Here is a 26,794-nt window from a genome sequence, read left to right as displayed (position 1 = left end):
CTAGAACGACTTGGGGAGACCCAGGACGTGGGTCGCCACGTGGGACAGGATCAGATTCGTCGAGATCGGCGCGATCCGGTACAGCCGCGTCTCCCGGAACTTGCGCTCGATGTCGTATTCGGTGGAGAAGGCGAACCCGCCGTAGGTCTGCATGCACATGTCCGCCGCGGCCCACGAGGCGTCGGACGCCAGGTACTTGGCCATGTTCGCCTCCGCCCCGCACGGCGCCCCCTCGTCGAACAGGGTGGCGGCCCGCTCCACCATGAGGGCGGCGGCCTCCGTCTTCATGTGGGTCTCCGCGATGGGGAACTGGATCCCCTGGTTCTGTCCGATGGGACGCCCGAACACCTCGCGCCCCTTCGCGTATGCCGCGGCGCGCTCGACAAAGAAGCGCGCGTCTCCCACGCACTCGGCCGCGATGAGCACGCGCTCCGCGTTGAGTCCGTCGAGGATGTAGCGGAAGCCCTTCCCCTCCTCCCCCACCAGGCTCGCGGACGGCACGCGGAGGCCGTCGAAGAAGACCTCGGTCGTGGAATGGTTGATCATCGTCTCGATGGGACGGATGGTGACGGCCGACCCGACCTCGTCCCTCAGATCGACGAGGAAGACGGACATCCCCGCCGTCGGCTTCGCGCTCGCCTCCCGAGGCGCCGTGCGCGCGAGCAGGAGCATGAGATCGGAGTGCTCGGAGCGGGAGATCCACGTCTTCTGGCCGTGGATCACGTATTCATCGCCGTCGCGGGTGGCCGTGGTCCGGATCCGCGTCGTGTCCGTACCGCAGGTCGGCTCGCTCACGCCGAACGCCTGCAGGCGCAGTTCGCCGGCCGCGATCCCGGGCAGGTATCGCCGCTTCTGCGCATCGCTCCCATGCCGGAGCAGCGTGCCCATGATGTACATCTGGGCGTGGCAGGCCGCCCCGTTGCACCCCGCGCGCTGGATCGTCTCGAGGATGACGCTCGCCGCCTTGAGGTCGAGTCCGGCGCCCCCGTATTCCTCGGGGATCAGCGCCGCGAGGTATCCCGCCTCCGTCAGCGCCTCGATGAACTCCGTCGGATAGGCGCGCTCGCGGTCCCGGTCCCGCCAGTATTCGCCCGGAAAGCGCTCGCACAGGCTCCGCACGCCGTCACGGATCGCCTCATAGCCATGTTCAGGACCCGCGAACACTGTCTGCCCCTCCGGTTTGCCTGGTCCGGCGTTCAATCGCACGGACGGTACGGTGTGCCGACGGCGACCGCGATGGCTCGCGTCCGGGTCCGGCAGCATATTGCAGCCGAGGCTTTCCGTGGAAGTACCGCGCCCCCCGCCCCGCGCGGCGAGGCGGACCCGGGTGTCCGCCTCATCACGCTCACCACCGAGGAAGAAGACCCCTGGCAGGTTCCCATCGGACGTGCGGTGCCCGAGGTGCTGGTCGCCGAGGTCCTGCGCCACCGAGGCGACGCCGCCGTGATCGCCGGGCTCGGTTCGCCGGCGTGGGATTACCACGCGGCCGGCGATTCGCCGCTCAACTTCTACTTCTGGGGCGCGTTGGGGGGCGCGAGCATGCTCGGACTCGGCGTGGCCCTCACCCAGCCTCGGCGTCGGGTGCTGGTCATCACGGGGGATGCGGAGTTGTTGATGGGCATCGGGAGTCTCGCCACGATCGCCGCCCAGGCGCCGGCCAACCTCTCCATCCTCGTCCTCGACCAACGAAGCCTTCGGAGAGACGGGGCGTCGGGCGGGACTGACCGGGAAGAGTACGGATATCGCCGCGATGGCACGCGGGGCCGGGATCCGGACCGCCTTCACCGTCGCCGGGGACGGAGCGCAGGAATCGGCCGTGGCGACGGCATCCAACGTGCTGGCGCCCGCGCTCCTCGAGCTGCCGGGGCCGGCGGTGTGCGTCGCCAAGGTCGACCTCACCACCGAGCCGGGCTCGTTCCCGCCCCGGGAAGGTCCACTCCTCCGAGACCGCTTCCGGACCGCGCCAGGCGGCGGCGAGGATCAGCTCTTCAGGAGGTCGGACGGATCGTAGCCGGCTCCCCGGATGATGCGCTCCACCGCCTCGCCGATCTTCGAGTTCGGCGTCGAGGCGCCCGCCGTGATCCCGATCGCCACGTCCCCCGGCGGCAGCCAGGCCTTCTCGACCAGGATCTCGTCGCCGCCGATCTTCTTGTGGCTGATCCGCCCTCTCACCGTATCGATGCAGGCGGCGTCCTCGATGTGATAGGTCGTCGTATACAGCCCGCAGAGGTGCGCGAGCTGGTTCGTGTTCGAGGAATTGTAGCCGCCGATCACGATCATGACGTCGGGCGGAGCCTGCATCATCTCCTTCACCGCGTCCTGGCGCTTCTGCGTGGCGGAACAGATGGTGTCGAAGCTGCGGAACCGCTCCGGCACTTTCTCCGGGCCCCATCGGTCCTGGATCGCTACGCCGAGCCTGGCCGCGATGTCCAGCGACTCGGAGGCCAGCATCGTCGTCTGGTTGGCGACCCCGATCCGTTCCAGGTCGCGATCCGGGTCGAAACCCTCGGACATGGACGGTTCGAACAACTCCATGAAGGCCGCTCGCTCACCCTCTCCCCGGATGTACGAACATACCTCTTCCGCCTGCGCCATGTCCCGCACGATGAGGAACTTCCCGCCTTCGTACTTCAGCACCTGCGAACTCGTCGCGCGCGTCTCCTCGTGCCAGTGCTTGCCGTGGATGACCGAAGTCAGGCCGTCGCGCGCGTACCCCTCCACCCGCTTCCACACGTTGAGCACCGAACCACACGTCGTATCCACGAGAACGCAGTCGAGCGCCCGCAGCGCCTCGAAGTCGTGCAGCGTGACGCCGAACGCCGGGATGATCACGACATCGTCCGGAGTCACGCCATTGAAGTCGAATTCGCCGGCCTCCGACGGATACAGGAACTCGATCTCCATCTCCTGGAGCCGGCCGTTCACGTGCGGGTTGTGGATGATCTCACCCACGAGGAAGATCCGCCGGTCCGGGAACTTGCGCCGGCTTTCGTACGCATAGTCCACCGCGCGGTCGACGCCATAGCAGAATCCGGAACTCCTCGCGAAACGGAGCTGCAGCCGGTCGATGCGGAGCTCGTAGTCCCGCTCGCGAATGAGGGCGACGAGGGCGCTCCCGTACTCGAAGTCGATCACCGGCTGGATCTCCTTCTTGAGCCCCAGCCCCCGCCGGAAGTAGCGTTGCTCTCCGGTCGATGCCTTGCGACCAGCCGGACCCAGCGCCTGTTTCGTCATGAGCAGCAAGATGGAGCGTGGCGCGTGTCGGCGCCACAAGCGGCCGCGGACCCTGCCGGCCTTGACGCGGGCGTGCCGCTTCGGCAGTCGTCCGGTGGGGGGGATGCGCCAAACAGGCAGGGCTTGCGGCGGGATTCCCGGGTCCGGCGGGTCCGGAACGTGCATCTGCAGGCGGGACCCGTCTTCGGACGGAACGGGTCGGCGTCTTTGGAGTTCCATATTTCGATGGTCCGGCAGGTCCGGCAAATGCAGCGTGCCTCCGGGCGCGCGAGGCGAATAGAGACTACGCGAGCATGAGCGAACAGAACGGACGCAGCGAGGGAACGGACGCGCCCGCCCCGGCGGAGGGTGTCGTCACGCTCGAAGCGGAGGAGACGGCCGGCGCCAGCCCCGAAGCGCAGGTCGCCAAGCGTTTGCGACTGCCGGTGCTGCCACTCCGGGGCACGGTCGTATTCCCCGCCGTCGCGGCGCCGATCGCCGCCGGCCGTGACAAGACGATCAAGGCGATCGACGAGGCGATCGCGGGCGACAAGCTCCTCTTCGCCGCCGCCCAGCTCGACGCCGCTGTCGAGAAGCCCGATCCCGATCAGCTGTACCGCATCGGCACGGTGTGCCGCATCGCCCAGATGCAGAAGGTGCCGGGCGGCGTGCAGATGGTCATTCAGGGCGACACGCGCGCCGCCGCGCTCGAGTACGTGGAGCGTGACGGATACCTGGAGGTCGTCGCGCGCGAAATGGACGACATGGATCCGCTCGACGCGGAGGAGCGGGCCTTCGCCGCGCTCTACAAGGAGGTACATGAGCGCGCCGCCGAGGTCAGCCGTCTCCGGGGGGTGCCGAAGGAGATCGTCGACCACCTGCTCGGCGGCGTGTCGACGCCCGGAGAACTGGCCGATCTCGTCGCCTTCTACACGGAACTCGAGGTGGAGCAGAAGCAGGAACTCCTCGAGACCCTCTCCGTCGAGGCGCGACTGAGGTCGCTCCTCGTCCACCTGCAGAAGCAGATCGGGCTGCTCGAGGCGCAGGAGGAGATCCGCGAGCAGGTGCAGGAGGAGTTGGGGGAACGGCAGCGCGAGATTTTCCTGCGCGAGCAGATGAAGGCGATCCAGAAGGAACTGGGCGAGGACATCGACTCCCAGGAGGCGAACGACCTCCGAGAGCGCATCGAGGCCCTCGAGTTGCCCGCCGAGGCGCGCCAGGAGGTCGACCGCGAGCTCCGCCGTCTGGAGCGCCTCCCGCGCGAATCCGCCGAAGCCCAGGTCGTGCGGACGTATCTGGAGATCGTGGCCGACCTTCCCTGGTCGGAGACGACCGAGGAGCAACTCGACATCGCCCGCGCCGAGGAGGTCCTGGAGCGGGATCACTACGGCCTGCGGGACGTGAAGGACCGGGTCCTCGATTTCCTCGCGGTGCGGAAGCTGCAGGGCCAGCTGGACCCCCCCGAAGCGCCCGCAGCGGAGGCCGCAGCGGAGGCCGAGGCGGAGGATGGCGAGGACGCCGCGGCATCCGGCGCCGGCGCCGATGGCCCCGCGGAGGACGCGGAAAGGACCGACGCGGAAGAGACCGACGCGGAAGAGACCGACGCGGACCGACGCAGGAGCGACGGACGCGGAAGAAATCCGGGGATATGAGGACGACCGTGCGGGGGAGACGCTGCTCTTCGTCGGACCGCCGGGCGTGGGCAAGACATCCATCGCCCGTTCCATCGCCGATGCGATGGGCCGCAAGTACGTCCGTGTGTCGCTCGGTGGCGCGCGGGACGAGGCCGATATCCGCGGACACCGGCGGACGTACGTGGGCGCCATGGCGGGCCGCATCATCGAGGGGCTCAAGCGGGCGGGGACGAAGAACCCCGTCTTCCTGCTCGACGAGATCGACAAGCTCGGCGTCTCGTTCCAGGGCGACCCGTCGGCGGCCCTCATGGAGGTCCTCGATCCGGCGCAGAACGTCGCCTTCGTGGATCACTACCTCGGCGTGCCCTTCGACCTTTCGGAGGTCCTGTTCATCGCGACGGCGAACGTCTTCCAGCAGATCCCCGGGCCGCTGCGCGACCGGATGGAGGCGATCGAGTTCCGAGGCTACACGGAAGCCGAGAAGCTCGAGATCGCCAAGCGCTTCCTCCTCCCGCGGCAGAAGCGGCGCAACGGCCTGCTGCCGGAGCAACTGGAGTTGGAAGACGACGCCGTCCGAACGATCATCACGCGCTACACGCGCGAAGCCGGAGTCCGGAACCTGGAGCGGGAACTCGGCTCCGTGTGCCGGAAGTCGGCGCGCAGGATCGCGACCGGAGCGTCGGAAGTCGCCATCGACGCGGACGACCTGCGGGAGCTGCTCGGACAGCCGAAGGTGCATGCCGCGAAGAAGATGGACGGCGATGCGGTCGGCGTGGCGACCGGGATGTACTACACCCCCGCGGGGGGCGACATCATGCTCGTGGAGACGAGGGTCCTGGAGGGCAAGGAGGGGCTCCTCCTGACCGGACAGCTCGGCGACGTCATGAAGGAGAGCGCCCAGGCGGCGCTCACCTTCGCGCGCAGCCATGCCGGCGACCTCCGGTTGAGCAAGGAACGCCTGCGGGACCATGAGATCCACATCCACGTTCCCGCCGGCGCGATCCCCAAGGAGGGGCCGTCCGCCGGAATCGCCATGGCGGTGGCGCTCGTGAGCGCCCTGGGCGACCACCCGGTGCGCCACGACGTCGCCATGACCGGCGAGATCACCCTCGCCGGACGCGTGCTCCCGATCGGGGGCGTGAAGGAAAAGGTGCTCGGCGCCGCCCGCGCCGGGATCAACGAGATCATCCTCCCCGCGGTCAACGAGGGCGACATCGAGGACCTTCCGGACCAGGTTTGCGACCAGCTCGAGTTTCGCCTCGTCGAGACGCTTGACGAGGCGCTCGCCGTGGCGCTTGCCAATGGGTCGCTGGAGGCGGGGGCGCTCGCCTTCTCGGAGGATGGCCGCGACGGCCGAAGCTGACGGCCGAAACGCCTCAGGCTGGCGGCGGCGCTTCCGGCAGGGCGGCGTAGCGGAGCAGGTCCTCAAACGCGTCGAGCATGATGTGCGGTCGCTCGATGGCCAGTTCGCGCTCCGAGAACGGCCCCCACAGCGCAGCCATCGTCGTCACGCCGGCCGCGTGCCCGGCCCGCATGTCCCACACCGAGTCGCCCACGTAGGCCGCGGTCTCGGGCGACGCATCCAGCCGCTCGAGCGCCAGGCGTACCGGGGCCGGATCGGGCTTGTGCGGTACGGGTTCATCCGACGTCACAATCACGTCGAACAGCGTCTCGTCGAGCGCACAGGCCGCCAGACTCCGGGCCGTTCCGGCGCTCGCCTTGCTCGTCACGACGCCGAGGCGGGCGCCGCTCTCCCGCAACTCCACGAGGGTCTCGGCGACGCGGGGGAAGGAACGGATCAGGCGCTCGTGTTCCCGGAAGTTGTGCTCCAGATAGGTCTCGACCATGGCCTGCACCTCCTCGGCCGTGTCGACCAGATACCCGAACTGCGCCCGAAGAGGCTGACCCAGCGTGCGGAGCCACACCTCCTCGGATGGAGGCTCGTCGAAGTGGGTTCTCATCGTATGGCGCCAGGATTCTGCGATGAGGTCGGTCGAGTCGACAAGCGTGCCGTCGAGGTCGAACAGGATCGTGTCCAGCGGGCGGCGTGGTGACATGGGGAGCGAGGGTGCCGACCGGCGGGCGTAGCGTCAACCCCGGGCAACACCGATAATCGGGCCATGAACGAGAGGGAGGCGATACCCGGCGACGACGATCTCGCGACGACCGCACCGCGCGCGGACGGAGCGGGAAAGATGCGGAAGATCGCGATCAACACCGGCGGAGGCGACGCGCCGGGACTGAACGCGGTGATCCGCGCCATCGTGTTGAGCGCGCTCCACCGCGGCTGGAGCGTGGTGGGCGTCGAGAACGGCTACGGGGGGTTGCTGGCGGATGATCCCGGGCGGGTGATTCCGCTGGGGAGCGATGAAGTGCGGGGGATCACGCACCGCGGCGGGACGATCCTGGGGACGACCAACCGCTCCGACCCGTTCGCTTGGCCCGTGCGCTTGCCGGACGGTTCGATCGAGGAGCGCGACCGATCCGGCGAGGTCATCGAGAGCCTCGGGCGGCATGGCATCGACGCGTTGATCGCGATCGGCGGCGACGGCAGTCTCCACCTCGCACACCGGCTGTCGAAGCGGGGGCTCCCGGTGGTCGGCGTGCCGAAAACGATCGACAACGACCTCTGCGGAACCAGTCTTACGTTCGGGTTTCTCACGGCGGTGGCGACGGCGACCGACGCGATCGGAAAGCTTCACTCCACGGCGGAGAGCCACCGCCGCGTCATGGTGGTGGAAGTCATGGGGCGGCACGCCGGATGGATCGCGCTCTACAGCGGGCTGGCAGGCTCGGCCGACGTCATCCTCATCCCCGAGATTCCTTTCGACATCGAAAGGGTGTGCGACAAGATTCGGGAGCGTGAGGCTGCGGGGCGCGACTTCAGCATCGTCTGCGTGGCGGAGGGCGCAACGCCCGCCGGAGGCGAGATGGTGATGAAGACCGTCCACGGGGGCGTGGACGACCAAGAGCGGCTGGGCGGGCTGGGCGATGTGGTGGCGCGCGAGATTGCGCGGCGCACGGGGAAGGAGACGCGATCGCTGACGCTTGGCCACCTGCAGCGCGGCGGCACGCCGAACTCCTACGACCGCGTCATCTCGCTGCGCTTCGGCGCGGCGGCCGTGCGTTGCGTGGCCCGCGGCCGATTCGGGACGATGGTCGCGCTCGATCCGCCGCGCGTACGGGCGATCCCGCTCGCCGAGGCGCTCGCCAATCCCAAGGTGGTGCCGGTGGACGGCGACATCGTGATGACAGCCCAGGCGCTCGGGGTCAGCCTCGGCGACTGACCCCGGGACACTTGCAACTCGCTGGAACTGGACTATCGTGCTGACCGAGCGGGACTACAGAGCCGTTTTCGAAGCGTCGCCGGACGCGATGCTCATCGTGGATGCGGAGGGGACGATCCGCGACCTCAACCCGCGGGCTGTCGCCATGTTCGGCTGGAGCCGCGAGGAGATGGATGGCTCTCCCGTGGAACGACTGGTTCCCGCCGCCAGCCGCGCCCGGCATGAGCAGCACCGCCGACACTACGGCGAGGCGCCGCGGGCGCGTCCCATGGGACAGGGACTCGAGTTGCTTGCGTTGCGCCGGGACGGCGTCACCATCCCGGTCGAGATCAGCCTGAGCCCCGGGAGACTGGCGTCGGGACGGGAACACGTGATCTGCACGGTTCGCGACATCACGGGCTGGAAGCGGATGCGGCAGCTGTCCAGGACGATGGTGACGGCGGTCGAGCACGAAGGTGGTGAGGTCGATGGTCAGTATCTGTTCAAGGTCGGCCAGTTAGGTGGTCGCAGCCACGGTCGGGTCCAGCATGATTGCGTCGATATCTACGGCTGGCCCGACAGCCAGACAAACTACGCTATCCGCTGCCAGAACGTGGCGAACTATCCTCGATACGGCGGCGACAGCGGCGCGCCGATCTTCCACGGATCGAACGAGAAGCTATTTGGTGCGCATGTTGGTCGGATCGGTGACGCTGGAACCAGTTCCGAAGACGACTTGGAGGGGCTGGTGTTCTACTCGCCAATCGCGAACATTGAGGAAGATCTTGGTGTAATGAACACCGAGGGTGACGAACACTTGGCATGGTCGGTTCCAACTCATGTGCATCGTGCCGTAGTGGACGAAGAGGGGGATCAGCCGAGATGAACCGCATCGTTGCAATAGCCCTCGCAGCCGGTCTCACGGCCGGTTGCGGGGAGCTGTTCAGGCCGGACGATGAAGAAGTGATGGCGGCTCTCGTTATGGCTGGGGCAGGATGGCCGTACGACACAGTTGCGGTGACGACGCCCGATACGGTGAACGTGAATGAGTTGTTCCCAGTGACCGTCCAAACGTATCACATCTGTCTTCTGGAAGAAGGCGGAACACGGATCGACGTTGATGGTCTCCACACAACAATCACTCCCTACAAGCGCTATTTTGGTCCCGGCAGCTGCCCGGATTTTCTCGCCGCACCGACACGTACGGTCGACCTGCACTTCGATGCGCCAGGCATCGCACGGGTCACCGTGGTCGGGTTGGACGGGATCCGCTACCCGCACGAGCAAGACGAGAATCCCGCCAACGTCATCTACGTCTCCCGCAAGATTGTTGTCCGGTAGCCGCATTTTTCGCGCATCATCTGCTAGCTCGAACGAATCGCCGCAACAGTGCGAGTCTCGGGGAATTATAACGAAGGGCCGGCGGAACACGCGGCGTCGTAGCGGTTCCGGATATGACCCCCAGATCCTGGACACCCCACCATTGTGACGATTGACCTCCGGGCGCGGTGCTGCTCAGGGTAGAACCTGGCAGGCCGGAAGGAGGTCGACATGGCACGGCGGCGGTACACGCCTCACCGCGGCCGGTCTCATGGCCGGCTGCGGTGGCCTGTTCTTATCCGAACCGCAGCAGGGCGAGATCGCAGGTGCGATGTACGGTGACATGGAATCGGTTGTTCTTGTACCGGACACGGTTCATGTGAATCAGCCGTTTCCGATATCGATTCGGACGTTCTTTGGTTGCAACGTGGAGCCTGGACGAACGGAGACCGAGGCGACGCGGCTTCACGCGACAATCACACCATACATGGACTGGCGGTACAGCTTGAGTTGTCCAGATCGAGGGATAGGGAACGATCTTCGGCAGATTTACATCCGATTCGATCACGAAGGGACAGGCGAGATCACGGTGGTGGGGCTGGACCGGATCTCATGGCCTCCGCACGAGCCCCCGGGCGACACGGTTCGCATCTACCGCACGGTCCAGGTGGTGCGCTCCAAATAGACGCAGGGTCGCGAACCAGGCCGCTGGCCGGGGGTCAGGGCAGCGGTACTCCTAGGGCAGTCCGTGGAAAAAGTCGCGATGTCCCGCGCCGGTGTTGATGGCTGGATTGTGGGCGGGACAAGAGGCAACCGGCGGTCACGGGAGGTTGGCGATGGCGGTGGGCAGGATGCCGGGTGAGCGTCAGGAGGAGCTGTTCATTGCGGCGAGTGCGGTGGGGGCGCTGGACTGGACTTACCCCGGCGGTCTCAACCGGTGAACGCAACGGTCCCGGCGAAGACTTCGCATGGTTTCAGCCAGTCGAGGGTTTGTCGAGGGCGGCCATTGAGCTGCCGGGCGACGGCATCGAGGTCAGGCTGTGAGTGGGCGGAGAGATCGGTGCCCTTGGGGAAGTATTGGCGGAGCAGGCCGTTGGTGTTCTCGCTGGTCCCGCGCTGCCAGGGGCTCCTCGGATCGCAGAAGTAGACCGACACGCCGCTCTCGATGCCGAGCGCACGTGCTGGGCCATCTCCTTGCCCTGGTCCCAGGTCAGCGAGCGCCTGAGCTGGTCCGGCAGCGTGACCATCCGCTCGACCGGCGCGCGGCGCACGTGTGGGGCCGTCCGCCCGCCGGGAAGGTGCAAAAGGAACACGTAGCGGCTGCGGCGCTCGACGAGGACTCCGATCGCGGAGCGTCCCGGCTTGCCCAGGATCAGGTCCCCTTCCCAGTGGCCCGGCACGGCCCGGTCCGCGGCCTCGGCGGGCCGCTCGGAGATGGAGACCATGTCCTCGGCCGCCCCTCCCCGGGCCTGTGCCTCGGGGATCGTCGTCGCGTCCGACCCGTGCGCAGGCAGGCCGTGAGTTCCTTCTTGAGCGCGCCTCGGGTCTGCACGTACAGCGACTGATAGATCGTCTCGCGAGACACGCGCATCTCGGGATCCGAGGGATGATCGAGCCGAAGGCGATGGGCAATCTGCCGCGGAGACCGGCGCTCGGCGAGCAGACGCTCCACCTTCCGCCGCAACCGAGGGCACCGGGCGAGCTTCGCCACCTTCGGGCGGCGAGCCTTCCCGGCCGCCCGTCGCTCCGCCCTCCAGGCCCGGTATCGTTCTCTCGAGCCGTTGGCGGCGACCTCGCGCGAGATAGTTGAGGGCGCTCTGCCCAGACGCCCGGCGATCGCCCGGCACGAGTCTCCCGCCGTCAGGCCCCGCGAGATCTCCTCTCGCTCGGCAGCCGTAAGGTGGTGCGGCGAACGATTTCGGCCCCGGGGCGCGAGTCCGCCGGTGCGTATCAACAGCCGTTGGACCGACTTGGTCGAACACCCGACCGCCGCGGCGACCTCGGCGTGTGTTTGCCCGTTCCTGATTCGGTCCCCGATCTCAAGCCGGTCCGCTTCGCTCAGCCTCCCGTACTTCTCCCGTTGGCGCATCGCATACCTCCCGGCAGTTGAACAGCCGCTGCCAAGATGTTGCGTTGACCGGTTGAGACCGCCGGGTAACTCCAGGACAACCCGTTCTACGCGGCGTTGGACAAGCTTCTGCGCAAGAGCGGCTTTGACGAGTTCGCGGAGGAGGCGTGCCGGGAGTTCTACGCGGCGCGGATGGGCCGGCCGGGCCTTCCCACCGGGCGTGTACTTCCGGATGCTGGTGGTGGGATACCTGGAGGGGATCGGCTCGGAGCGGGGCATCGCGTGGCGGTGCCGGGACTCGATCTCGCTGCGGGAGTTCCTGGGCTACGGTCTGGCGAAGACGCCGCCGGAGCATTCCACGCTGTCGAAGACGCGCAAGCGGCTGAGCGTGGAAGCGCACGGGGCGGTGTTCGGCTGCGTGTGGTCGGCCATCGTCACGCACAACCTCGTCGTTCTTGCCCGAAGCAGGCTGAAACTCAAGCCGGCGTAGCGCCGGCCCCCTCGGATGGACCGCATCCGGCCGGCTCGCGAGAGCCGGGGGCTCCCGCGTCTCCGCGGGTCAAAAAAACGCGCCGGAGATGCGCGAAACCACCCCCGGTGACGGTCCGGAGCGCCGGGACCGGCCGGATCAAGGGGCGAAAGCCTCGAGGAACGTCCCGCGAAACGGCATTTTATGGACGGGAACTAGCTAGGCCGTTCGACCACCCGTTCTCCCGGCCGCCTGCGCGGCGCGACCCCGTCGGGACCACCCCACAGCCCGCAATGGTCTCTCTCTCTCGGAGTCCCCGTGTAGGGGTTTTCCCGCTATTGAGGGCTGGCATGCGTGGCGAGGATAGGAGTGCCGGTTCCGAACGACTCCGGGACTCGCAAGACCCGCGAGCTACTGGGAGCGCGGAAGAAGAGAGGTACATGAGAGGTACGACGCGGTAGATGTTCACTTCAACGCGGGAGTGGTACGATGAGAAAGCAGCGAGACGTTGTGGGACGGTGGCTCCGGCCGCTACGCGGGCTGGTCGGAGTCCTGATCGTACTCGGTATCGTGCTGACTGAGGAAGGCTGCAGCAACGACACCGACGTGGCGGGCATCGAGCCACGGATCGAAGCACCCAGCCTGGCGGAGGCCCTCCACATCCCGCCTGTCACAAACACCGATATCGGCACGTTAATTGGACCGGACAAGCGGTTCAACGAAATCGCCAAATCGGTGCCGGAGTTCGGCGGCTACTGGATGGACGCGGGCGGGAACATGGTCGTCGCGCTCACCGACCTGACAAAACAGACCGCTGTCGCGAACATCACGCGAACCGAACTGCAAAACACGATGGGACCTGGTGGATCGATCCGGTACGAACAGGTCACCTACGGATTCAATCGGCTTCTTGGTTGGCGGGAAAGCCTCACCGGCCGGCTGCATGCGCGGAGTGATGTCGCGTTTCTCGATATCGATCAGGAGAGCAACAAAACCGGATGTCGGACGTGATGACGCTGAAATCCAGGAACCTCACAACCATATGCTAGGGAACTGGTTCCCACAGACCCTAGGCGGGATTCGAGTGAAGTTCAGCTCGGATCCACAAGTTTCATGTACACTCGGACTTGCAGTTACGATGGGATCGTCCCAACGGTACATTACGACATCACATTGTTCCGAGTGGGCGAGCCTGGAAAGCAGCATGTCGTTTCATCAGCCTAGCACCAAGACAGTAGATCGTCTTGGATACGAATTGGCGGATCCATCATCCACATGTACCGTGAATTCGCCGAACAACGATGACAACACGGACTGTCGGTGGGCGGATGTTGCGCTATATGGTCAATCCGGGTCGAATTCACGATTCACTCGTGGCTGGGTTGCCACGACGGAAGCCACCAGCGGGGCTGCCGGGCGGAGACACAACCACGATGATGGAGACAGCCTCTATGTGATGGTGAGTGAGGGCGGCGAGATTCCCAGCACTGCAGTCTCTGGCCAGAGCGTGATCAAGGTGGGGCAGGCACAGGGACGAAGGCACGGTCGTGTGCGACATGATTGTGTTGATATATATCGATGGCCTACAGAGGACCAGAACTACACAATCCGTTGCCAGAATCTCGCGGATTACGAGCGTCAGGACGGTGACAGCGGCGGGCCCGTATTCTCCAGCGATGGGAAGTTCTTCGGCATCCATGTGGGCCGGTTCCCGGGCGGGAATACGGGCAGCGGAGAACTTCCGGCGCATGCGATCTACTCGCCAATTGCGAACATCGAGGAGGATTTGGGTTCCATGAATACGCGGGGCGAGGAACATCTGGCCTTCCGCGTTCCGATCCATGCGTATCGAGCAATCGTATACGGAGATCAACCATGATGAACAGGTTAGCACTAGCACTAATCGTGGTCACCGCAGTCGGCTTCATGGTGGGCTGCAGTGACCTATTCGACCCGGATGATGAGGTGGTGGCGGCTATTGTCATACCGACCGGTGTCGACACCATTCGTATATCAGTACCGGATACGGTGACTGTGTGGAAGTCGTTTCCCGTGACGATCAGAACGTATCACGGCTGTCTGCTCGAGAAGGGCAGGACGCAAGTCGATATTAGAGATCTCCGCGCGACGATCGTACCGTACCAACGTTATTTCGGTCCCGGTAACTGCCCGGATTTTCTTGCTGAATGTGACCGAACCGTATACGTGCGATTCAAGTCACGAGGTCTTGGATCGGTGACGGTGATCGGACTGGGTGCAATCAAACATCCTGGCGAACAGACGGACACGATTCGTGTGGTTCGTACCGTCGTGGTGAAGTGACCGATTGCGAACATTCGAGGAAGATCTGGGTTCAAGAGAACACGGAGGGCGAGGAACATCTGGCGTTCTTCGTTCCGTACAACGTGTGGCGGACTGAGGTGGCTGATGATGGAGACGATCAACAATGATGCAACGAAGGGCGGGTTCTGGACCGCTACGACCCGGATGCCATACCGGAGGGCTACCGGCGCCAGCCGGGACCGTTCCGAAAGGTCAGGCCCGGCGCCACGCCCGAAGAGGACGGACAAGATCTCGCGGCCTCCTTCGCAAGCAGCGCCTCCTGCGGCTCAAACGAGGTATGCGTGGAGGTCTCGTACATGGATTCGGACCTGGGGACGTCCGTCGGCATGCCCGATGTCTACTACGAGTACACTATCGTGGATGGACAAACCGGCAACGTGGAGCGCGAGGCGGAAGGCTACACCGACGAGGACGGGATCTTCGAGCTGGGGTGCCCCAGCGTCGGCGAGGAGGTCTCCGGTAGCGCGTCGCTCGACAACTCCGTGGCGAGGATCGTCCCCAACACCGGAGCTGGCGGCTTCAACTTCGGCCTGGGCGACCGCGGTTATACGCTCGACATCGTCGTCTCGCCGGATGAGGGGCGGACTTGGACGAACGCGATGTATTCGATCGGAAACTCCCGAGATCAGATGAACTCCCGCTCAAAGCTCGATATCGAAGTGAACGGTCCCGGGAACACGGACGAGTGTGAATGGGAGGACGGTATCAACACGATCCAGCTTGTTAACCCGGATCCTGCGATCGTCGGCGCGGGGCTTGTCCGGGAGGGGGCCGGTGGCCGGGCCGGATAGGCCTTGACGATAGTGTGATCATAGTGTCGGACTATGGAAAAGCACCGCCCGGGGCCCTACGTTCAGGGGGACTGTACGAGAGTTCACCCCGGAACGGAGGACACCCGAATGGTGCGTGGAAGCGACTATACCGGACGGCGGCCGCACGTGCAAGGATCGCGGGCCGCGCCGAGGGTCCGCGGGGACGGCGGACGGATCACCGACGCGGGCGGCCTCGTCGTGGTGCGGAGGCTGTGGGACGCGCTGGGGCTGGGCCGGTGGATCGACGACCGGGCGCGGGAGGTCCCCGGCCGCTACCGGCCGTCGCTGATGGTCGAGTCGTGGGTGGTGCCGCTCCTGTACGGCGGCGGGGCGATGGACGACCTGCCGCTTCTGGAGCGGCGGGGCGTGCGCCGCATCTTCGGCTGGGCGCGGGTGCCGCACCCGGCCACGTTCGGGCGCTGGCCGCGGTGCTCGGCCGCGGTGATGTCCCCCCTGCTCGACGAGCTGCTGTGGCGGATGGTGCGGCGGCGCTGGGAGCTGGCCGGCGGGGCGCCCCGGTCGGTGACGATCGTGATGGACTCGACCGTCGTGGTGCGCTACGGGCTGAAGCGGGCGGGGGCGGAGCGGGGCTACAACCCGAAGAAGCCGGGCCGTCCCTCGCACCACCCCCTGCTGGCCTACGTCCTGGAGACGGGCGACTGCCTCGGGGTGCGCTGGCGGCCGGGCAACGCGCACACGGCCCGGGGGGCGGAGGCGTGGCTGGCCGGGCTGGTGGCCCGCCTGAGGGGGGCGGGGGTGCGGCGGATCGCCGTGCGGCTGGACAAGGGGTTCTTCTCCAGGTCCATCGTCGCGCGCATGGAGGCGCTCGGCGTGTCCTACCTGCTCAAGGTGCCGCGGCACGCCTGGCTCGGCGGCTTCCGGGGCGCCTGGGAGACCGCCGCCCGGGACGGGGCCGGGGACCGGGAGCTGAGGACCGCCTCCGGCGAGCTGTGGGGGACGCGGCTTCTCTCGGTCGAGAGGCGGAGACGGATCGGCCCCGTGGAGGGGGAGCTCGATCTCGCGGCGTGGGAGACCACGATGAGCGCCGACGTGCTGACCGACATCGAGGACATCGGCCCCGTCGAGGCGTGGCGCGCCTACAACGCGGGGGCGGTCGTCGAGCGGCGGATCGGCGAGCTGGGCCAGCTCTCGGCCGGGCGCACCGCGGTGGACGACCTCGGCGGCAACGCCCTCCCGTGGGGCCTCGCCGCGCTCGCCTACCAGCTTCTTCACGTCCTGCGCGCGAACTGCCTCGGCGGCCGCTGGCGCGCCGTGCAGCCGCGCGGCATCCGGCTGCGCCTGCTGCGCGCCCCCGCCAGGATCACCTCCCACGCCCGCCGAACCTCGCTCGGGTTCGCGCGCGCCGAACCGGCCCTCGGCCTCCTCCGGCGGGTCCTCCGGACCATCGAGGGCGGTCTCCCGCCGCCCGTACCGGCCTGAACGGTCCCGGCCCCGGCCTTCCGAAGGCGCCGCGCGGCGGCGCCCCCTCCCCGTGTCTCCGCGAGCCGCCCGGGACGCTCCCCGAGTGCCCCCGGGCCGTCCCCGACGCCCGGCGCCGCCTCGAAAACGCCCCTCCCGGCACCGAACCGCCGCCCCCGCGGGTCATAATCACGCCCCCGGCCCACGACTATCCGCCATTGCAGGATCCGGGTTCAAGAATGAGAGAACTGAGCGCATGTTGTCCCTGTGGTGTACGGAACATACTGCTGTTGACGAAAGTAGAGATTTGGGTTCGACTCCCATCAGGGATGCGCCAGTCTTCCGGTTTACATATTCACCATGTTAGTGCTATTTTTCGGGGGCTGTGGGCCGTTGGCACTCACGTATATAAGTCCCGAGGGTACTGCTGGTCGACGACCACCCAGTGGTGCGCGCCGGCCTGAAGGCATTGCTGGAGACGGCCGAGCACGTGGAGGTCGTGGGCGAGGCAGCGTCCGGGGAGGACGCGGTGGAGAAGGCCGGGGACGCTGGAACCGGACATCGTCGTCATGGACTTGGCGATGCCGGGCATGGACGGAGTTCAGGCGACGCGGCGCATCACCGAGCTTGGACTCGGAGCGAAGGTCCTGGTCGTCACGATCCACGACGAGGACGAGTTCCTCGTACCCGCCCTGAAGGCCGGCGCGGCGGGCTTTCTGAACAAGTCCGCCGCCGACACGGAGCTCATCGGCGCTCTTGAAGCCATCTCACACGGGCACTCCTACCTGCCCCAGCACGCCGCCGCCCTGCTCGCCCGGCGGGAGACGCAAGGCGCCTCGAACCGCGAGACGGGCAGGGAGATGTCGCTCAGTCCCAAGACCGTCGAGGGCTATCTCGCCCGCGCCAAGGCGAAGCTCGGCTTCCACACCCGGCGCGAGATCGTGCGCTTCGCTCTCGAAGCAGGGCTGCTGCGGACCGAGGACGAACGCTAGGCCGTTCGACCACCCGTTCTCCCGGCCGCCTGCGCGGCGCGAGCCCGTCGGGTTCGCCGTCACAGACCCCGCAATGGTCTCTCTCTCGGAGTCCCCGTGTAGGGGTTTTCCCGGTATCGCTTGAGGGGAATTTCCCCTCACGAATGTAGGGGTTATCCCTCTATTGCGGGCTGGTATGCGCTGCGAAGATGGGAGTGCCGGTTCCGAACGACTCCGGGGCTCACAAGACCGGCGAGCCGTCGGGAACGCAGCACGTACTCATGTCAGAGGTGCTGCGTTGTAGGCGTTCACTTTAGCGCGGGAGTGGTACGATGGAGAAGCAATCGGACGTACGATCAACAATGATGCAACGATGTGCATTGGTGCTCACCGCGGCCGGTCTCATGGCCGGCTGCGGTGGCCTGTTCTCATCCGAACCGCAGCACGGCGAGATCGCAGGTGCGATGTACGGTGACATGGAATCGGTTGTTCTTGTACCGGACACGGTTCATGTGAATCAGCCGTTTCCGATATCGATTCGGACGTTCTTTGGTTGCAACGTGGAGCCTGGACGAACGGAGACCGAGGCGACGCGGCTTCACGCGACAATCACACCATACATGGACTGGCGGTACAGCTTGAGTTGTCCAGATCGAGGGATAGGGAACGATCTTCGGCACGTTTACATCCGATTCGATCACGAAGGGACAGGCGAGATCACGGTGGTGGGGCTGGACCGGATTTCATGGCCTCCGCACGAGCCCCCGGGCGACACGGTTCGCATCTACCGCACGGTCCAGGTGGTGCGCTCCAAATAGACGCAGGGTCGTGAACCAGGCCGCTGGCCGGGGGTCAGGGCAGCGGTACTCCTAGGGAAGGTCTGAACAGGCCGGCAGATCGGCCGGTGTCGGGCTGAATGACGCCGACTCGGCCGGTTGCCGGCCTCCGAGGGCGCTCGGGGACGCGAACAACGGGCGTTCTGGGCCTGCGACCCCCTGTTTCCGTCCCGCCGGGACGGATGCCCCCCGCGGCGGTCCGCTACGCCGTCGCATAACGACCCGCCATCAGCAGGTTCGAGAAGCCGAGCAGCAGCGCGATCCGCTCGGTGTTCTTCGCCAGACCCCGGTAGCGAACCTTCCGGTAGCCGAAGTGCCGCTTCAGGTAGAGGAACGGGTGCTCCCCCTTGGCCCGCACCGAGGCCTTCGCCCGCCCCCGCCGCCACTGCGCTCCCTCCGGATCCAGGAGGCGCCGCCGACCCGGAGCCATCGCCACCGTCCACCGCACGTCCCGGCCGCCCGCCTCTGGAGTTACCCCGAGTTGGTGGACACCTTTGAGCGTTGGTCACAACGAGGAGGTGTCGCATGTCGGGACGGAGATACGCGCCGGAGTACAAGGCGCGGATGGTGGAACTGGTCCGTGCGGGCCGCGGCGCGGACCAGCTGGCTCGCGAGTTCGAGCCCTCGGCGACGGCGATCCGGCGCTGGGTGGAGCAGGCCGACCTGGACGAGGGGCTTCGCACCAACGGTCTGACGACGGCTGAGCGCAAGGAAGTCCGGGAACTGAAGCGCGAACTGCGCCGGGTGAGGATCGAGCGCGACATATTGGCAAAAGCCACGGCCCGACCACCGCTGCGCGGCGGTGCCCCGCGAGGGAGAGCGGATCGATCCCCCGAGGGGGTTCCGGTTCGCGGTTGATCACCAGGCCGCCTATCCGGTGCGCGTGATGTGCCGCCTGCCGGGTCTCTCCCCGAGCGGGTACTACGCGTGGCGGAAGCGGGAGCCGTCTCGGCGGGCGCGGGAGAACGCGGCGCTCACCGGGGAGATTCTCGAGATCCACGCCATGAGCGACGGGACGTACGGGGCGCCGCGGATCCACGCCGAGCTGAGGGCCCGGGGCCGCGAGGCGGGCGTGAACCGGGTCGCCCGGCTGATGCGGGCGGCCGGGGTCGAGGGCGTGAGCCGGCGCCGCAAGGGCAGTACGACGAAGCGGGCCGCGGAGTCCAGGCCCGCGCCGGATCTGGTGGAGCGCGACTTCTCGGCCTCCGGGCCCGACGAACTCTGGGTGGCCGACATCACGTACGTGCCCACCTGGGCCGGCTGGCTGTATCTGGCCGTCGTGCTCGACGCCTGGAGCCGCCGCATCGTGGGCTGGTCGATGGCGACGCACCTGAGGACGTCCCCGGTGCTGGACGCCTTCGACATGGCGCTGGCGCGGCGGCGCCCCGAGGGGTGATCCACCACAGCGACCAAGGCGGCCGGTACACGTCCCACGCCTTCGGCGGCCGCTGCCGGAGGGCCGGGGTCAGGCCCTCGATGGGCTCGGTGGGGGACGCCTACGACAACGCCATGCGCGAGTCGTTCTTCGCCACGCTGGAGTGCGAACTGATCCGGCGACGCTCGTTCCGGACGCCCGGCGAGGCCCGCCGGGAGGTGTTCCGGTTCATCGAGGGCTGGTACAATCCGCGGCGGCGGCACTCGAGCCTCGGCTACGAGTCGCCCGCCAGCTTCGAGGCGCGCGAGAAAGGGGAGGCGGCGTGACCCCCGGGCCGCGTCCCTCTCCCACGGTCCGCCACGCCTTCGGCGCGGCGACCGCTCTTCTCTCCCGCGAGGTGGCGAGAAAGGAGGAAACCACCACTTTCACCTGTCCACTGAAACGGGGTAAGTCCACCCCCGCCGGCGGCTAACCGGTGGCGGCGGCGTAGCGGGCGGCCACGGCGGCCCAGTCCACCACGTCCCAGAAGGCGGCCAGGTAGTCTGCCCGGCGGTTCTGATAGTTCAGGTAGTACGCGTGCTCCCATACATCCACGCCCAGGAGCGGTGTGTCTCCCTGCATCAGCGGGCTGTCCTGATTCGCGGTGGAATACACGGAGAGGTCCCCCCCGTCGCCGACCACGAGCCACGCCCAGCCGCTGCCGAAGCGGGTGAGTCCCGCCTTCTGGAAGGTCGTCTTGAAATCATCGAAGGAGCCGCACGCGGCGTCGATGGCGGCGGCAAGGCCGCCTGACGGACTCCCGCCGCCGTTCGCGGACACCGAGGTCCAGAACATCGAGTGGTTCGCGTGGCCGCCGCCGTGGTTCCGCACGGCCCCGCGGATGGCTTCGGGCACGTTGTCGATGCCGCGGAGCAGGTCCTCGACCGAAAGGCTCGCGAGGTCGCCGTGACCCTCGAGCGCGGCATTGAGCATGTTCACGTACACCTGATGATGCTTGCCGTGATGGATCTCCATCGTGCGCGCGTCGATCGTCGGTTCAAGTGCGTCGTGGGCGTACGGCAGATCGGGCAAGGCGTGCATTCTACCTCCTCGGAATCAGAGCCCCCGGACCGGGGCGGTCGCGACGAATGTCGGGTGTTCAGACGGCTTCGCCAAGGTATGCGAGGGGTGGGGAGCGTGACCAGCCGTGCCCCGATGAGGCGCGGGGCGTGACTTCACCCGCGGCCGTCTCGTCTTCCCCGTGTCCAATCGCAGGAGATCGGGAGACGTTCGAGACGGGCGGAACGAGACATGGAATCGCATGGATGGTCACGTGAACGGCGGAATCCTGAATGGTCCGCAGGGAGACGGGTCGCGCGCGCCGTGAGGTGCCGGGCCTTCGCGGCGGGGCTGCTCGCTCTGCTGGCGGCGGGGTGTGCGGACGGCCGGGGCATCATCGGCCCCGCGCCGCCCCTCGACATCCCGTTCGATCCTCGGGCGACGGCGAACTCGATCTACTCGCTGCGCTTCGCGGCGGACAACGCGATCGTCGTGCAGGTGCGGACGATCTCGGAGGCCCTCGGCCTCTCCGACCCGGCGGCGAACCGGGTCGCGCATTCCCGGACGCGGGGCACGACGGACCGGCTGGGCCTGTTGCGCACTCTCGCGCCGGGATCGCTCGAGCGCGGCGTGGCGAACGTCGCGGCGGCGCGGGCGCGGGGCGCGAAGGTCCCGCTCTTCCCGATCAACTATCTCGGCAAGGAGTTCATCTTCGACGCGGGCATCGACGCCTACATCGAGGTCGGGGAGGGCGGTCCGGAGAACGGCGTCCGTTTCGAGCTCTACGTGGTGGACCTGTCGTCCGGATTGCCGGCGCTCCCGCTGCGACCGTTCGGGTTCGTGGATCTCACGGACGAGAGCGACGCGGTGTCCACGCGGCTGCGGGTTCAGGCCTTCGACACGAACGGCGGGCGCGCCGCGCGGGTGGCCGACTATTTGGTGGATGGCGCGTTCGCGACGGAGCGGCGCGGCGTCTCCGTGAGCCTGTTGTCGGAGGGGTTCGTGGAGGACCAGAACGGTCGCTTCGACTTCGAACTCGATGAGTTACTGGAGTCGGACGACGCGGCGGGCGTCACCCGGGTCACGTCGCAGCACCGGGTGCTCTCGGCCGAAGAGACGGAGGTGCGGTTGAGCGTCGAGGGAGACCTGTCCTTCGACGGCTCGCATGCGGATCTCCTCTTCCGAATGGACATCGATGGTACGGCCGGGCTCACGCTCGTGGATCTGCGGGTGGTGGACGGCGCCCAGGATGGCGAGATCCGGCACGGCCACCGTCGGGAGGCGCGGGTGGAAGGGACCGTGGACGCGCCCGTTTTCGTCGATCTCGCGGGGCGGGGGTTCACGAACTCCGAACTCGCCGCCCTCGACGAGATCCTGTTCGGCATCGACGATGTCCTCCTGTTCGCCGGCGAGGCCTACGTCCCCCTGGCCGACCTCTTCGCCTACTGAACCGGCCGCCTTCGGTCAGGCGGCGGCGATCTCGTTGAGGGCGCGGCGCACGAGGACGGGGACCATGGCGCGCCGCCACTCCAGGTCGACGGTGATGTTGGCGAGCGGGTGACACTGGCGGAACGCCTGCTCGGCCACGGCTTCGATCACGCCCGGGCCGAGCCGGTTCCCCAGCGCGGCGTCCTCCACCTTGCCCACATGGCGCGGATACGCGCCCATCGCCGAGACGACGAGGCGGAAATCGGACACGCGCCCCTCGTCATCGCGCCCGACACGAACGGCGAGATTCGCGAGCGGGAAGTCGATCGCCTGCCGCGGACGAAGCTTCTGGAAGGCGATCCGCGTTCCGTCGGGCGGCCGCGGGATTCGGATCGCGACGAGGAGTTCGCTCCGGCCGATCGAACGGTTCCAGATCCCGTCCGACGTGAAGAACCTGCGGATCGGCACCTCGCGCTTCCCGTCCGGACCGGCCACTTCGAGTACGGCGTCGAGCACGGAGAGGACGGGCGGGGTATCCGCGGAGTGTGCCGCGACGCAGCGCGTGCCCCCCTTCACCACGTGACAGACGTCGCCGTCCTTCTTCAGGCAGTAGCCGAGCGCCTTCCGCCAGAACTTGGTCTGGTTGTAGTACGCGCAGCGGGTATCGAGACAGACGTTGCCGCCGATCGTGCCCACCCTCCGGAGTTGCGGCCCCGAGACGAGTTCCGCGGCCCGGGCCAGACTCGGGACGGCGGCGAGGACTTCGGGATGCGTCGCGACGGACGTCAGCGTTTCGGCCGCCCCGATGCGGATCTCCGCGGGTGAGGAGGTGATGCCGCGCATCTCCCTTACCCGGCTGAGGGCGACCAGGTGGCCCGGGGTGAAGAGACCGTGCTTCATGTTGGGCACGAGGTCGGTGCCTCCGGCGATGGGCATCGCGTCATCGCCGTGGGCGGAGAGCAGCGACAGCGCCTCGTCGAGCGCGGCCGGCATGTGATATTCGTAGGGATGCAGCCTGAGCATGGCAGGCAAGGTATCCTGTGAGCGGGATGGCGCCCAAATGGGGGAGAGGTTGGATCCTGATTCGCTGAGGGACTTTGCGGCGGAGCTCGCCGAGGCGTCGGGCCGGGCGATCGCGGGCATGTTCCGGCACCCCGACCTGGCCGTCGAGTCCAAGGAAGACGACTCGCCGGTGACCGTGGCGGACCGTTACGCCGAAGCGCTGCTGCGGGAGCGGATTCTGGATCGCTTCCCCGACCACGGGATCGTGGGAGAGGAATTCGGGACGAAGGATGAGGACGCCGAGTACGTCTGGGTACTCGACCCCATCGACGGGACGATCTCCTTCGTGGCCGGTGTTCCCTTGTTCGGTACGCTCATCGGGCTGTTGCACGAGGGGGAGCCGGTGCTCGGGGTGATCCACCAGCCGATCACGCGTGAGCTCGCGATCGGCACGGCATCGGGCACGACCGTCAACGGCGAGGTGGTCCGGGTGCGCGAGGATCGTTCGCTGGCGGAGGCGATGCTCCTCACGACGGATCCGGGTGCGGTCGGCGAACACCGGGACCTGGCCGGGTTCGAGACGCTGTGGTCGCGCGCGGCGCGATATCGGGGCTGGGGGGACTGCTACGGCTACCTTATGGTCGCGTCGGGGCGGGCGGACATCATGCTCGATCCGATCATGCACCCGTGGGACATTGCGGCGCTCGTCCCGGTGGTTCGCGGGGCGGGCGGCGTGATCACCACCTGGGAGGGAGCCGATCCGATCGGGGGCGCCTCGACGGTCGCGGCGGCGCCGGGGCTCCATCGGGAAGTGATGGAGATATTGAACGGGACTGGAGCGCGATGAGGCGAAGGAAGCGATACGCGGCGTCGGGGACGGCGGCGCTCGCCATCGGTCTGGCGGCGTGCGGCGGGCCCGGCTCGATCGTGATCGACAACGCGAGCATCATCGACGGCACGGGGATCGTGTGGCCGAACGGACGGCTCGTCGTGGTCGACGGCCTCGTGACCTGCGTGGGCGCGCAAGCCGACTGCGCGGGGCCTTCGGGCGTGGACGTGCTCGACGCCGATGGCTTCTGGGTAGTGCCGGGGCTGATCGACGTCGAGGGCGCCCTGGAAGAGCCGAGCGACGAGCAGGCAGCCTACCTGGCCTTCCTGCTCGGCGTCACGACGGCGGCCGTACGGGAGGCGCCGCCGGGGCCCGAGGGGGAGCCGCGGCCGCCGGCGGGAAGCGACGATCCGCGCATCCCGGCGCCGCGACTTGCGACCCCGGTCGAGGCCCCGGAGCGTCCGTTCGGCATCTTCGGCGATGCGCTCGCCGCCACCATCCCGCTCGACAGCGGGCCGGCCGCGCGCGGGGAGCGAGATCTCCGGGTGTTCGCGCGGTCGAGGTGGGTTCTGGCGGACCGGGAGGCGCTGTTGGACTCCGCGCGCGCCATGGGCGCCAGGGGCCTCCTGTTCGCGCCGCGCCTGCTCGAGCAGGAGCGCTGGGCGGCGCCCTATCGACTCCCGCACGGAATGAACCGCCTCCTCGAACATCCGATGATCACGGAGCGGATTCAGGATCGTCTCCTCCCGGGCCGGTCGCCCGAGGAGGCCGAGCAACTCGGCGCGGCGCTCGAGGTCCTGCGGGCGTTCGTACGCGAGTTCCACGCGGCGGGCGGCGCCGTGTCGACCGCCACGGCCGGGGCGCTCGCGCCCGGCCTCGCCCTGCACGAGGAGATGGACGCGCTCGCCGCGGCCGGGCTGTCGCCGGAGGATGCCCTCTACGCCGCGACGCGAGAGGCGGCCCGGGCCCTGGGTCTCGAGAGGTCGAGGGGGACGCTCGAGGCGGGCAAGCTCGGCGACCTCCTGATCCTCGAGAGCGACCCGCGCGTCGACATCTCGCTCACCCAGACCGTCTCGCGCGTGGGCAAGGGCGGGGTACTGTACGATCCGCCCACGCTCTTCGATGCCCTGCTCGACAACGCGGGGAGCCGCGTGTCGGACAACCCGCTGCGGCTGCTCGTGGGCGGCGGCGCGTTACTTCTGACGTTGCTCCTCTTCTGGCGCGGAGTGCGGCGGCACCGCCGTTCGCTGGGTCCCCGCCTCATGCTCTGATTTCGGCCAGCACGGCCGAGTTTCGGCGAAGGCCTGCCAGGCCGCTCTCAAACGCGGCTCGGCGGACCGCGCCCACCTGGCCTGCCAGTCGTTGACGAGCGACGCTCCCGCAGCAGCCTCCCGATCATCCGTGGCCACCTCGCGCGAGACCTTCCGTGCGACCGCCGCATCATTCATGTGACCGAGATCGTCCTGCAGTCCGGAGAGGCGTTTCAGGTAGTCACTGGTCGCCGGACCCGGAAACAGCGTCCGGGAATAGTCGCACGCATAGCGCAGTTTCTTGAGGTCGATCCGCACCCTGTGGCGCTGCGCTTCGGTCAGTCGGCCGAAGTCCCGGGCCGACCTCATCAGGGTTCGGTGCCTCCGGGCAAGCCCGCGCGTCGCCGTCGGAGCGAGGGACGCGTCCCGGCCCTCCACGACAAGCCCCCCGGACTCCGCCACGCTCAGCAGGTCCAGCACGAGACAGTTGAACCGAGGGCCGCCGATCAGGCGACATACGTCCTCATAGGCCGCCGCCCTTCGATTCTCGGCCGCTTCCCGTAGCCGGATCAGGGAGGCTCCGTCCGGGTTCGCCTCGATGACAGGGGGTAGCGTCTCCAGCAGAAACACGTCGAGGTCGCGCGCGGCGCCCAGCCGCTTGAGCGCCCGCCTCGCCTCCCTGTCCAGCGCCGCCGCGCGGGATCCCAGATGGTGCTTGAAGAAGAGGAGGGCCGAGCGCAGCCGACGCAGGGCAACGCGCAGTTGATGCACACCCTCGGCGTCGGACTTCTCCATGATGGGGGCGAGATTCCCCATCACCTGCACGGAGGTCACCCGGCCCACCCTGGCCAGCGCCCGGTCGATCGTGTCGGACGGGTCGAGGTTCGGCCTCGCGGCCCGCACGGCCGACGGGAACGTCCCCAGCAGGAGATCCGTGCCTCGGGCTGCCTTCGAGCGTGTGCCGATCGCGAGACGTCGGTCACGCACGATCCTGCGGACACCGGCCAACATGTCGGTCACCGGGCCGCTCAGCAGTTCAAACTCCAGTTCGGCCACGGGCTCGTGCCGGTCCCCTGCCACGATCCGGCCGGTATCCAGCGACGCCTCGACCACAGCGTCGCCGATCCCGATCTCCTTCGTCCGGCGTTCGATTTCGGTGAAGAACGTGGGCTCGAGGGCACCGGGATCCGTGAGTCCGAGCGCGGCGCGCGGAGCCTGTCGCGGGAGCAGCTCCAGATCGGGCGGACATCCTTCGTCGAGGGGCGCTTCCAGGCGTGAGTTCCACTCACCGCGGGAGAGCCCGTCGCCGCAATCCTGCTTCAGCGTCAACTCCTGGCGACCGTTCCGGTCGCGCACCCGGAGCGCGAAACCACGACGCCTGAGATGACCCGCCGTTGTGTCGTAGTAGGTGCTCAGCAGCTTCCGGCGGTCGAGGCGGCTCTCGCCGAGGTCGGCGAACGCCACGGACAACGCGGCCGGACTACCGGTGAGCTTGACCTCGACTTCGATCGCACCAGGCAC

At 67.7% G+C, this 26,794-nt stretch carries 22 protein-coding genes and 6 pseudogenes; 17 read left to right on the top strand and 11 right to left on the bottom strand.

From position 1 onward, the window contains the following. Positions 1-1,263, bottom strand: coding sequence for an acyl-CoA dehydrogenase family protein (locus ACOQPP_RS15010; RefSeq protein WP_419168004.1), 1,263 nt, complete (start codon positions 1,261-1,263; stop codon positions 1-3). On the opposite strand from ACOQPP_RS15010, the pseudogene ACOQPP_RS15005 reads away from it, so the two are divergent. After that, positions 1,144-1,635, top strand: a pseudogene (locus ACOQPP_RS15005) (hypothetical protein); the annotation flags it as partial. The gene ACOQPP_RS15010 and the pseudogene ACOQPP_RS15005 overlap by 120 nt on opposite strands. A 115-nt stretch (positions 1,636-1,750) precedes the next feature. Then, positions 1,751-2,011 carry a hypothetical protein gene (locus tag ACOQPP_RS15000; RefSeq protein WP_419167868.1) on the top strand — a complete coding sequence of 87 codons (261 nt, stop codon included), beginning with the start codon at positions 1,751-1,753 and terminating at the stop codon, positions 2,009-2,011. Here ACOQPP_RS15000 and ACOQPP_RS14995 read toward each other — a convergent pair. Continuing rightward, complete coding sequence (locus ACOQPP_RS14995; protein ID WP_420636818.1) at positions 1,981-3,234, bottom strand: 4-hydroxy-3-methylbut-2-enyl diphosphate reductase; 1,254 nt, start codon at positions 3,232-3,234, stop codon at positions 1,981-1,983. The genes ACOQPP_RS15000 and ACOQPP_RS14995 overlap by 31 nt on opposite strands. Before the next feature lie 413 nt (positions 3,235-3,647). Between ACOQPP_RS14995 and lon the strand changes: the two are divergent. Continuing rightward, a pseudogene (gene lon / locus ACOQPP_RS14990) lies at positions 3,648-6,210 on the top strand (endopeptidase La). 13 nt (positions 6,211-6,223) lie between these two features. Here lon and ACOQPP_RS14985 read toward each other — a convergent pair. After that, positions 6,224-6,904 (bottom strand): HAD family hydrolase, encoded by a 681-nt coding sequence (locus tag ACOQPP_RS14985; protein WP_419167870.1) that lies wholly within the window; start codon positions 6,902-6,904, stop codon positions 6,224-6,226. Positions 6,905-6,967: 63 nt separating this feature from the next. On the opposite strand from ACOQPP_RS14985, the gene ACOQPP_RS14980 reads away from it, so the two are divergent. The 3 genes from ACOQPP_RS14980 to ACOQPP_RS14970 are packed head-to-tail and all read left to right on the top strand — an operon-like array spanning position 6,968 to position 9,454. Continuing rightward, entirely contained in the window at positions 6,968-8,134 is a 1,167-nt protein-coding gene (locus ACOQPP_RS14980) for a 6-phosphofructokinase (RefSeq protein ID WP_419167871.1), read from the top strand. Between the two features lie 37 nt (positions 8,135-8,171). Then, positions 8,172-8,999, top strand: coding sequence for a PAS domain S-box protein (locus ACOQPP_RS14975; RefSeq protein WP_420636817.1), 828 nt, complete (start codon positions 8,172-8,174; stop codon positions 8,997-8,999). Further along, positions 8,996-9,454 (top strand): hypothetical protein, encoded by a 459-nt coding sequence (locus tag ACOQPP_RS14970; RefSeq protein ID WP_419167874.1) that lies wholly within the window; start codon positions 8,996-8,998, stop codon positions 9,452-9,454. Before ACOQPP_RS14975 ends, ACOQPP_RS14970 begins: the two co-directional genes overlap by 4 nt. Before the next feature lie 909 nt (positions 9,455-10,363). Here the strand turns inward: ACOQPP_RS14970 and ACOQPP_RS14965 are convergent. From ACOQPP_RS14965 to ACOQPP_RS14955, 3 genes and pseudogenes are all read right to left on the bottom strand, one after another. Then, positions 10,364-10,588: an IS30 family transposase gene (locus ACOQPP_RS14965; RefSeq protein WP_419167875.1), complete on the bottom strand. Its 225-nt coding sequence runs from the start codon at positions 10,586-10,588 to the stop codon at positions 10,364-10,366. A 71-nt stretch (positions 10,589-10,659) separates the two neighbouring features. Then, positions 10,660-11,127, bottom strand: a pseudogene (locus ACOQPP_RS14960) (transposase); the annotation flags it as partial. A 149-nt stretch (positions 11,128-11,276) separates the two neighbouring features. Next, positions 11,277-11,522: pseudogene (locus ACOQPP_RS14955) on the bottom strand (helix-turn-helix domain-containing protein); the annotation flags it as partial. Here ACOQPP_RS14955 and ACOQPP_RS14950 point away from each other — a divergent pair. The 5 genes from ACOQPP_RS14950 (at position 11,404) to ACOQPP_RS14930 (ending at position 16,565) form a co-directional block, all read left to right on the top strand. Then, positions 11,404-11,991 carry a transposase gene (locus ACOQPP_RS14950; protein ID WP_420636816.1) on the top strand — a complete coding sequence of 196 codons (588 nt, stop codon included), beginning with the start codon at positions 11,404-11,406 and terminating at the stop codon, positions 11,989-11,991. The pseudogene ACOQPP_RS14955 and the gene ACOQPP_RS14950 sit on opposite strands and share 119 nt — an antisense overlap. Before the next feature lie 468 nt (positions 11,992-12,459). Continuing rightward, positions 12,460-12,981, top strand: a complete 522-nt coding sequence (locus ACOQPP_RS14945) for a hypothetical protein (protein ID WP_419167877.1) — start codon at positions 12,460-12,462, stop codon at positions 12,979-12,981. Between the two features lie 864 nt (positions 12,982-13,845). Continuing rightward, entirely contained in the window at positions 13,846-14,292 is a 447-nt protein-coding gene (locus tag ACOQPP_RS14940) for a hypothetical protein (RefSeq protein WP_419167878.1), read from the top strand. Between the two features lie 317 nt (positions 14,293-14,609). Further along, positions 14,610-15,104, top strand: a complete 495-nt coding sequence (locus ACOQPP_RS14935; protein WP_419167879.1) for a hypothetical protein — start codon at positions 14,610-14,612, stop codon at positions 15,102-15,104. A gap of 108 nt (positions 15,105-15,212) precedes the next feature. Continuing rightward, positions 15,213-16,565, top strand: a complete 1,353-nt coding sequence (locus tag ACOQPP_RS14930) for an IS1380 family transposase (protein WP_420636815.1) — start codon at positions 15,213-15,215, stop codon at positions 16,563-16,565. A 379-nt stretch (positions 16,566-16,944) separates the two neighbouring features. Here ACOQPP_RS14930 and ACOQPP_RS14925 read toward each other — a convergent pair whose 3' ends face one another. Next, a complete protein-coding gene (locus ACOQPP_RS14925) occupies positions 16,945-17,115 on the bottom strand; it encodes a hypothetical protein (protein WP_420636814.1) in 171 nt (56 codons plus the stop codon). Between ACOQPP_RS14925 and ACOQPP_RS14920 the strand changes: the two genes are divergently transcribed. After that, complete coding sequence (locus ACOQPP_RS14920) at positions 17,114-17,536, top strand: response regulator (protein ID WP_420636813.1); 423 nt, start codon at positions 17,114-17,116, stop codon at positions 17,534-17,536. The genes ACOQPP_RS14925 and ACOQPP_RS14920 overlap by 2 nt on opposite strands. 311 nt (positions 17,537-17,847) lie before the next feature. Then, positions 17,848-18,333 carry a hypothetical protein gene (locus ACOQPP_RS14915; RefSeq protein WP_419167881.1) on the top strand — a complete coding sequence of 162 codons (486 nt, stop codon included), beginning with the start codon at positions 17,848-17,850 and terminating at the stop codon, positions 18,331-18,333. 220 nt (positions 18,334-18,553) lie between these two features. Here the strand turns inward: ACOQPP_RS14915 and ACOQPP_RS14910 are convergent. After that, a pseudogene (locus ACOQPP_RS14910) lies at positions 18,554-18,718 on the bottom strand (IS5/IS1182 family transposase); the annotation flags it as partial. Between the two features lie 158 nt (positions 18,719-18,876). On the opposite strand from ACOQPP_RS14910, the pseudogene ACOQPP_RS14905 reads away from it, so the two are divergent. After that, positions 18,877-20,052, top strand: a pseudogene (locus tag ACOQPP_RS14905) (IS3 family transposase). Positions 20,053-20,194: 142 nt separating this feature from the next. On the opposite strand, the gene ACOQPP_RS14900 reads toward ACOQPP_RS14905, so the two are convergent. Then, entirely contained in the window at positions 20,195-20,806 is a 612-nt protein-coding gene (locus tag ACOQPP_RS14900; protein WP_419167882.1) for a superoxide dismutase, read from the bottom strand. 282 nt (positions 20,807-21,088) lie between these two features. Here ACOQPP_RS14900 and ACOQPP_RS14895 point away from each other — a divergent pair, with 282 nt between their 5' ends. Continuing rightward, entirely contained in the window at positions 21,089-22,213 is a 1,125-nt protein-coding gene (locus tag ACOQPP_RS14895) for a hypothetical protein (RefSeq protein WP_419167883.1), read from the top strand. Positions 22,214-22,228: 15 nt separating this feature from the next. Here the strand turns inward: ACOQPP_RS14895 and ACOQPP_RS14890 are convergent, their stop codons facing one another. After that, positions 22,229-23,215 (bottom strand): FAD binding domain-containing protein, encoded by a 987-nt coding sequence (locus ACOQPP_RS14890; protein WP_419167884.1) that lies wholly within the window; start codon positions 23,213-23,215, stop codon positions 22,229-22,231. 49 nt (positions 23,216-23,264) lie between these two features. Here ACOQPP_RS14890 and hisN point away from each other — a divergent pair, with 49 nt between their 5' ends. Beyond that, positions 23,265-24,041, top strand: coding sequence for a histidinol-phosphatase (hisN, locus tag ACOQPP_RS14885; protein ID WP_420636812.1), 777 nt, complete (start codon positions 23,265-23,267; stop codon positions 24,039-24,041). Beyond that, positions 24,038-25,294, top strand: coding sequence for an amidohydrolase family protein (locus ACOQPP_RS14880; RefSeq protein WP_419167886.1), 1,257 nt, complete (start codon positions 24,038-24,040; stop codon positions 25,292-25,294). The genes hisN and ACOQPP_RS14880 overlap by 4 nt, the downstream gene beginning before the upstream one ends. Here ACOQPP_RS14880 and ACOQPP_RS14875 read toward each other — a convergent pair. Continuing rightward, on the bottom strand, positions 25,217-26,794 hold the full coding sequence (locus ACOQPP_RS14875) for a CHAD domain-containing protein (protein WP_419167887.1): 1,578 nt from the start codon (positions 26,792-26,794) through the stop codon (positions 25,217-25,219). The genes ACOQPP_RS14880 and ACOQPP_RS14875 overlap by 78 nt on opposite strands.

Origin of the sequence: Candidatus Palauibacter sp. (assembly GCF_965222475.1) — a bacterium.
GTDB lineage: Bacteria > Gemmatimonadota > Gemmatimonadetes > Palauibacterales > Palauibacteraceae > Palauibacter.
The sequence above is the reverse complement of the archived record's forward strand: the minus strand, read 5'-3'. Positions and strand labels throughout refer to the sequence as shown.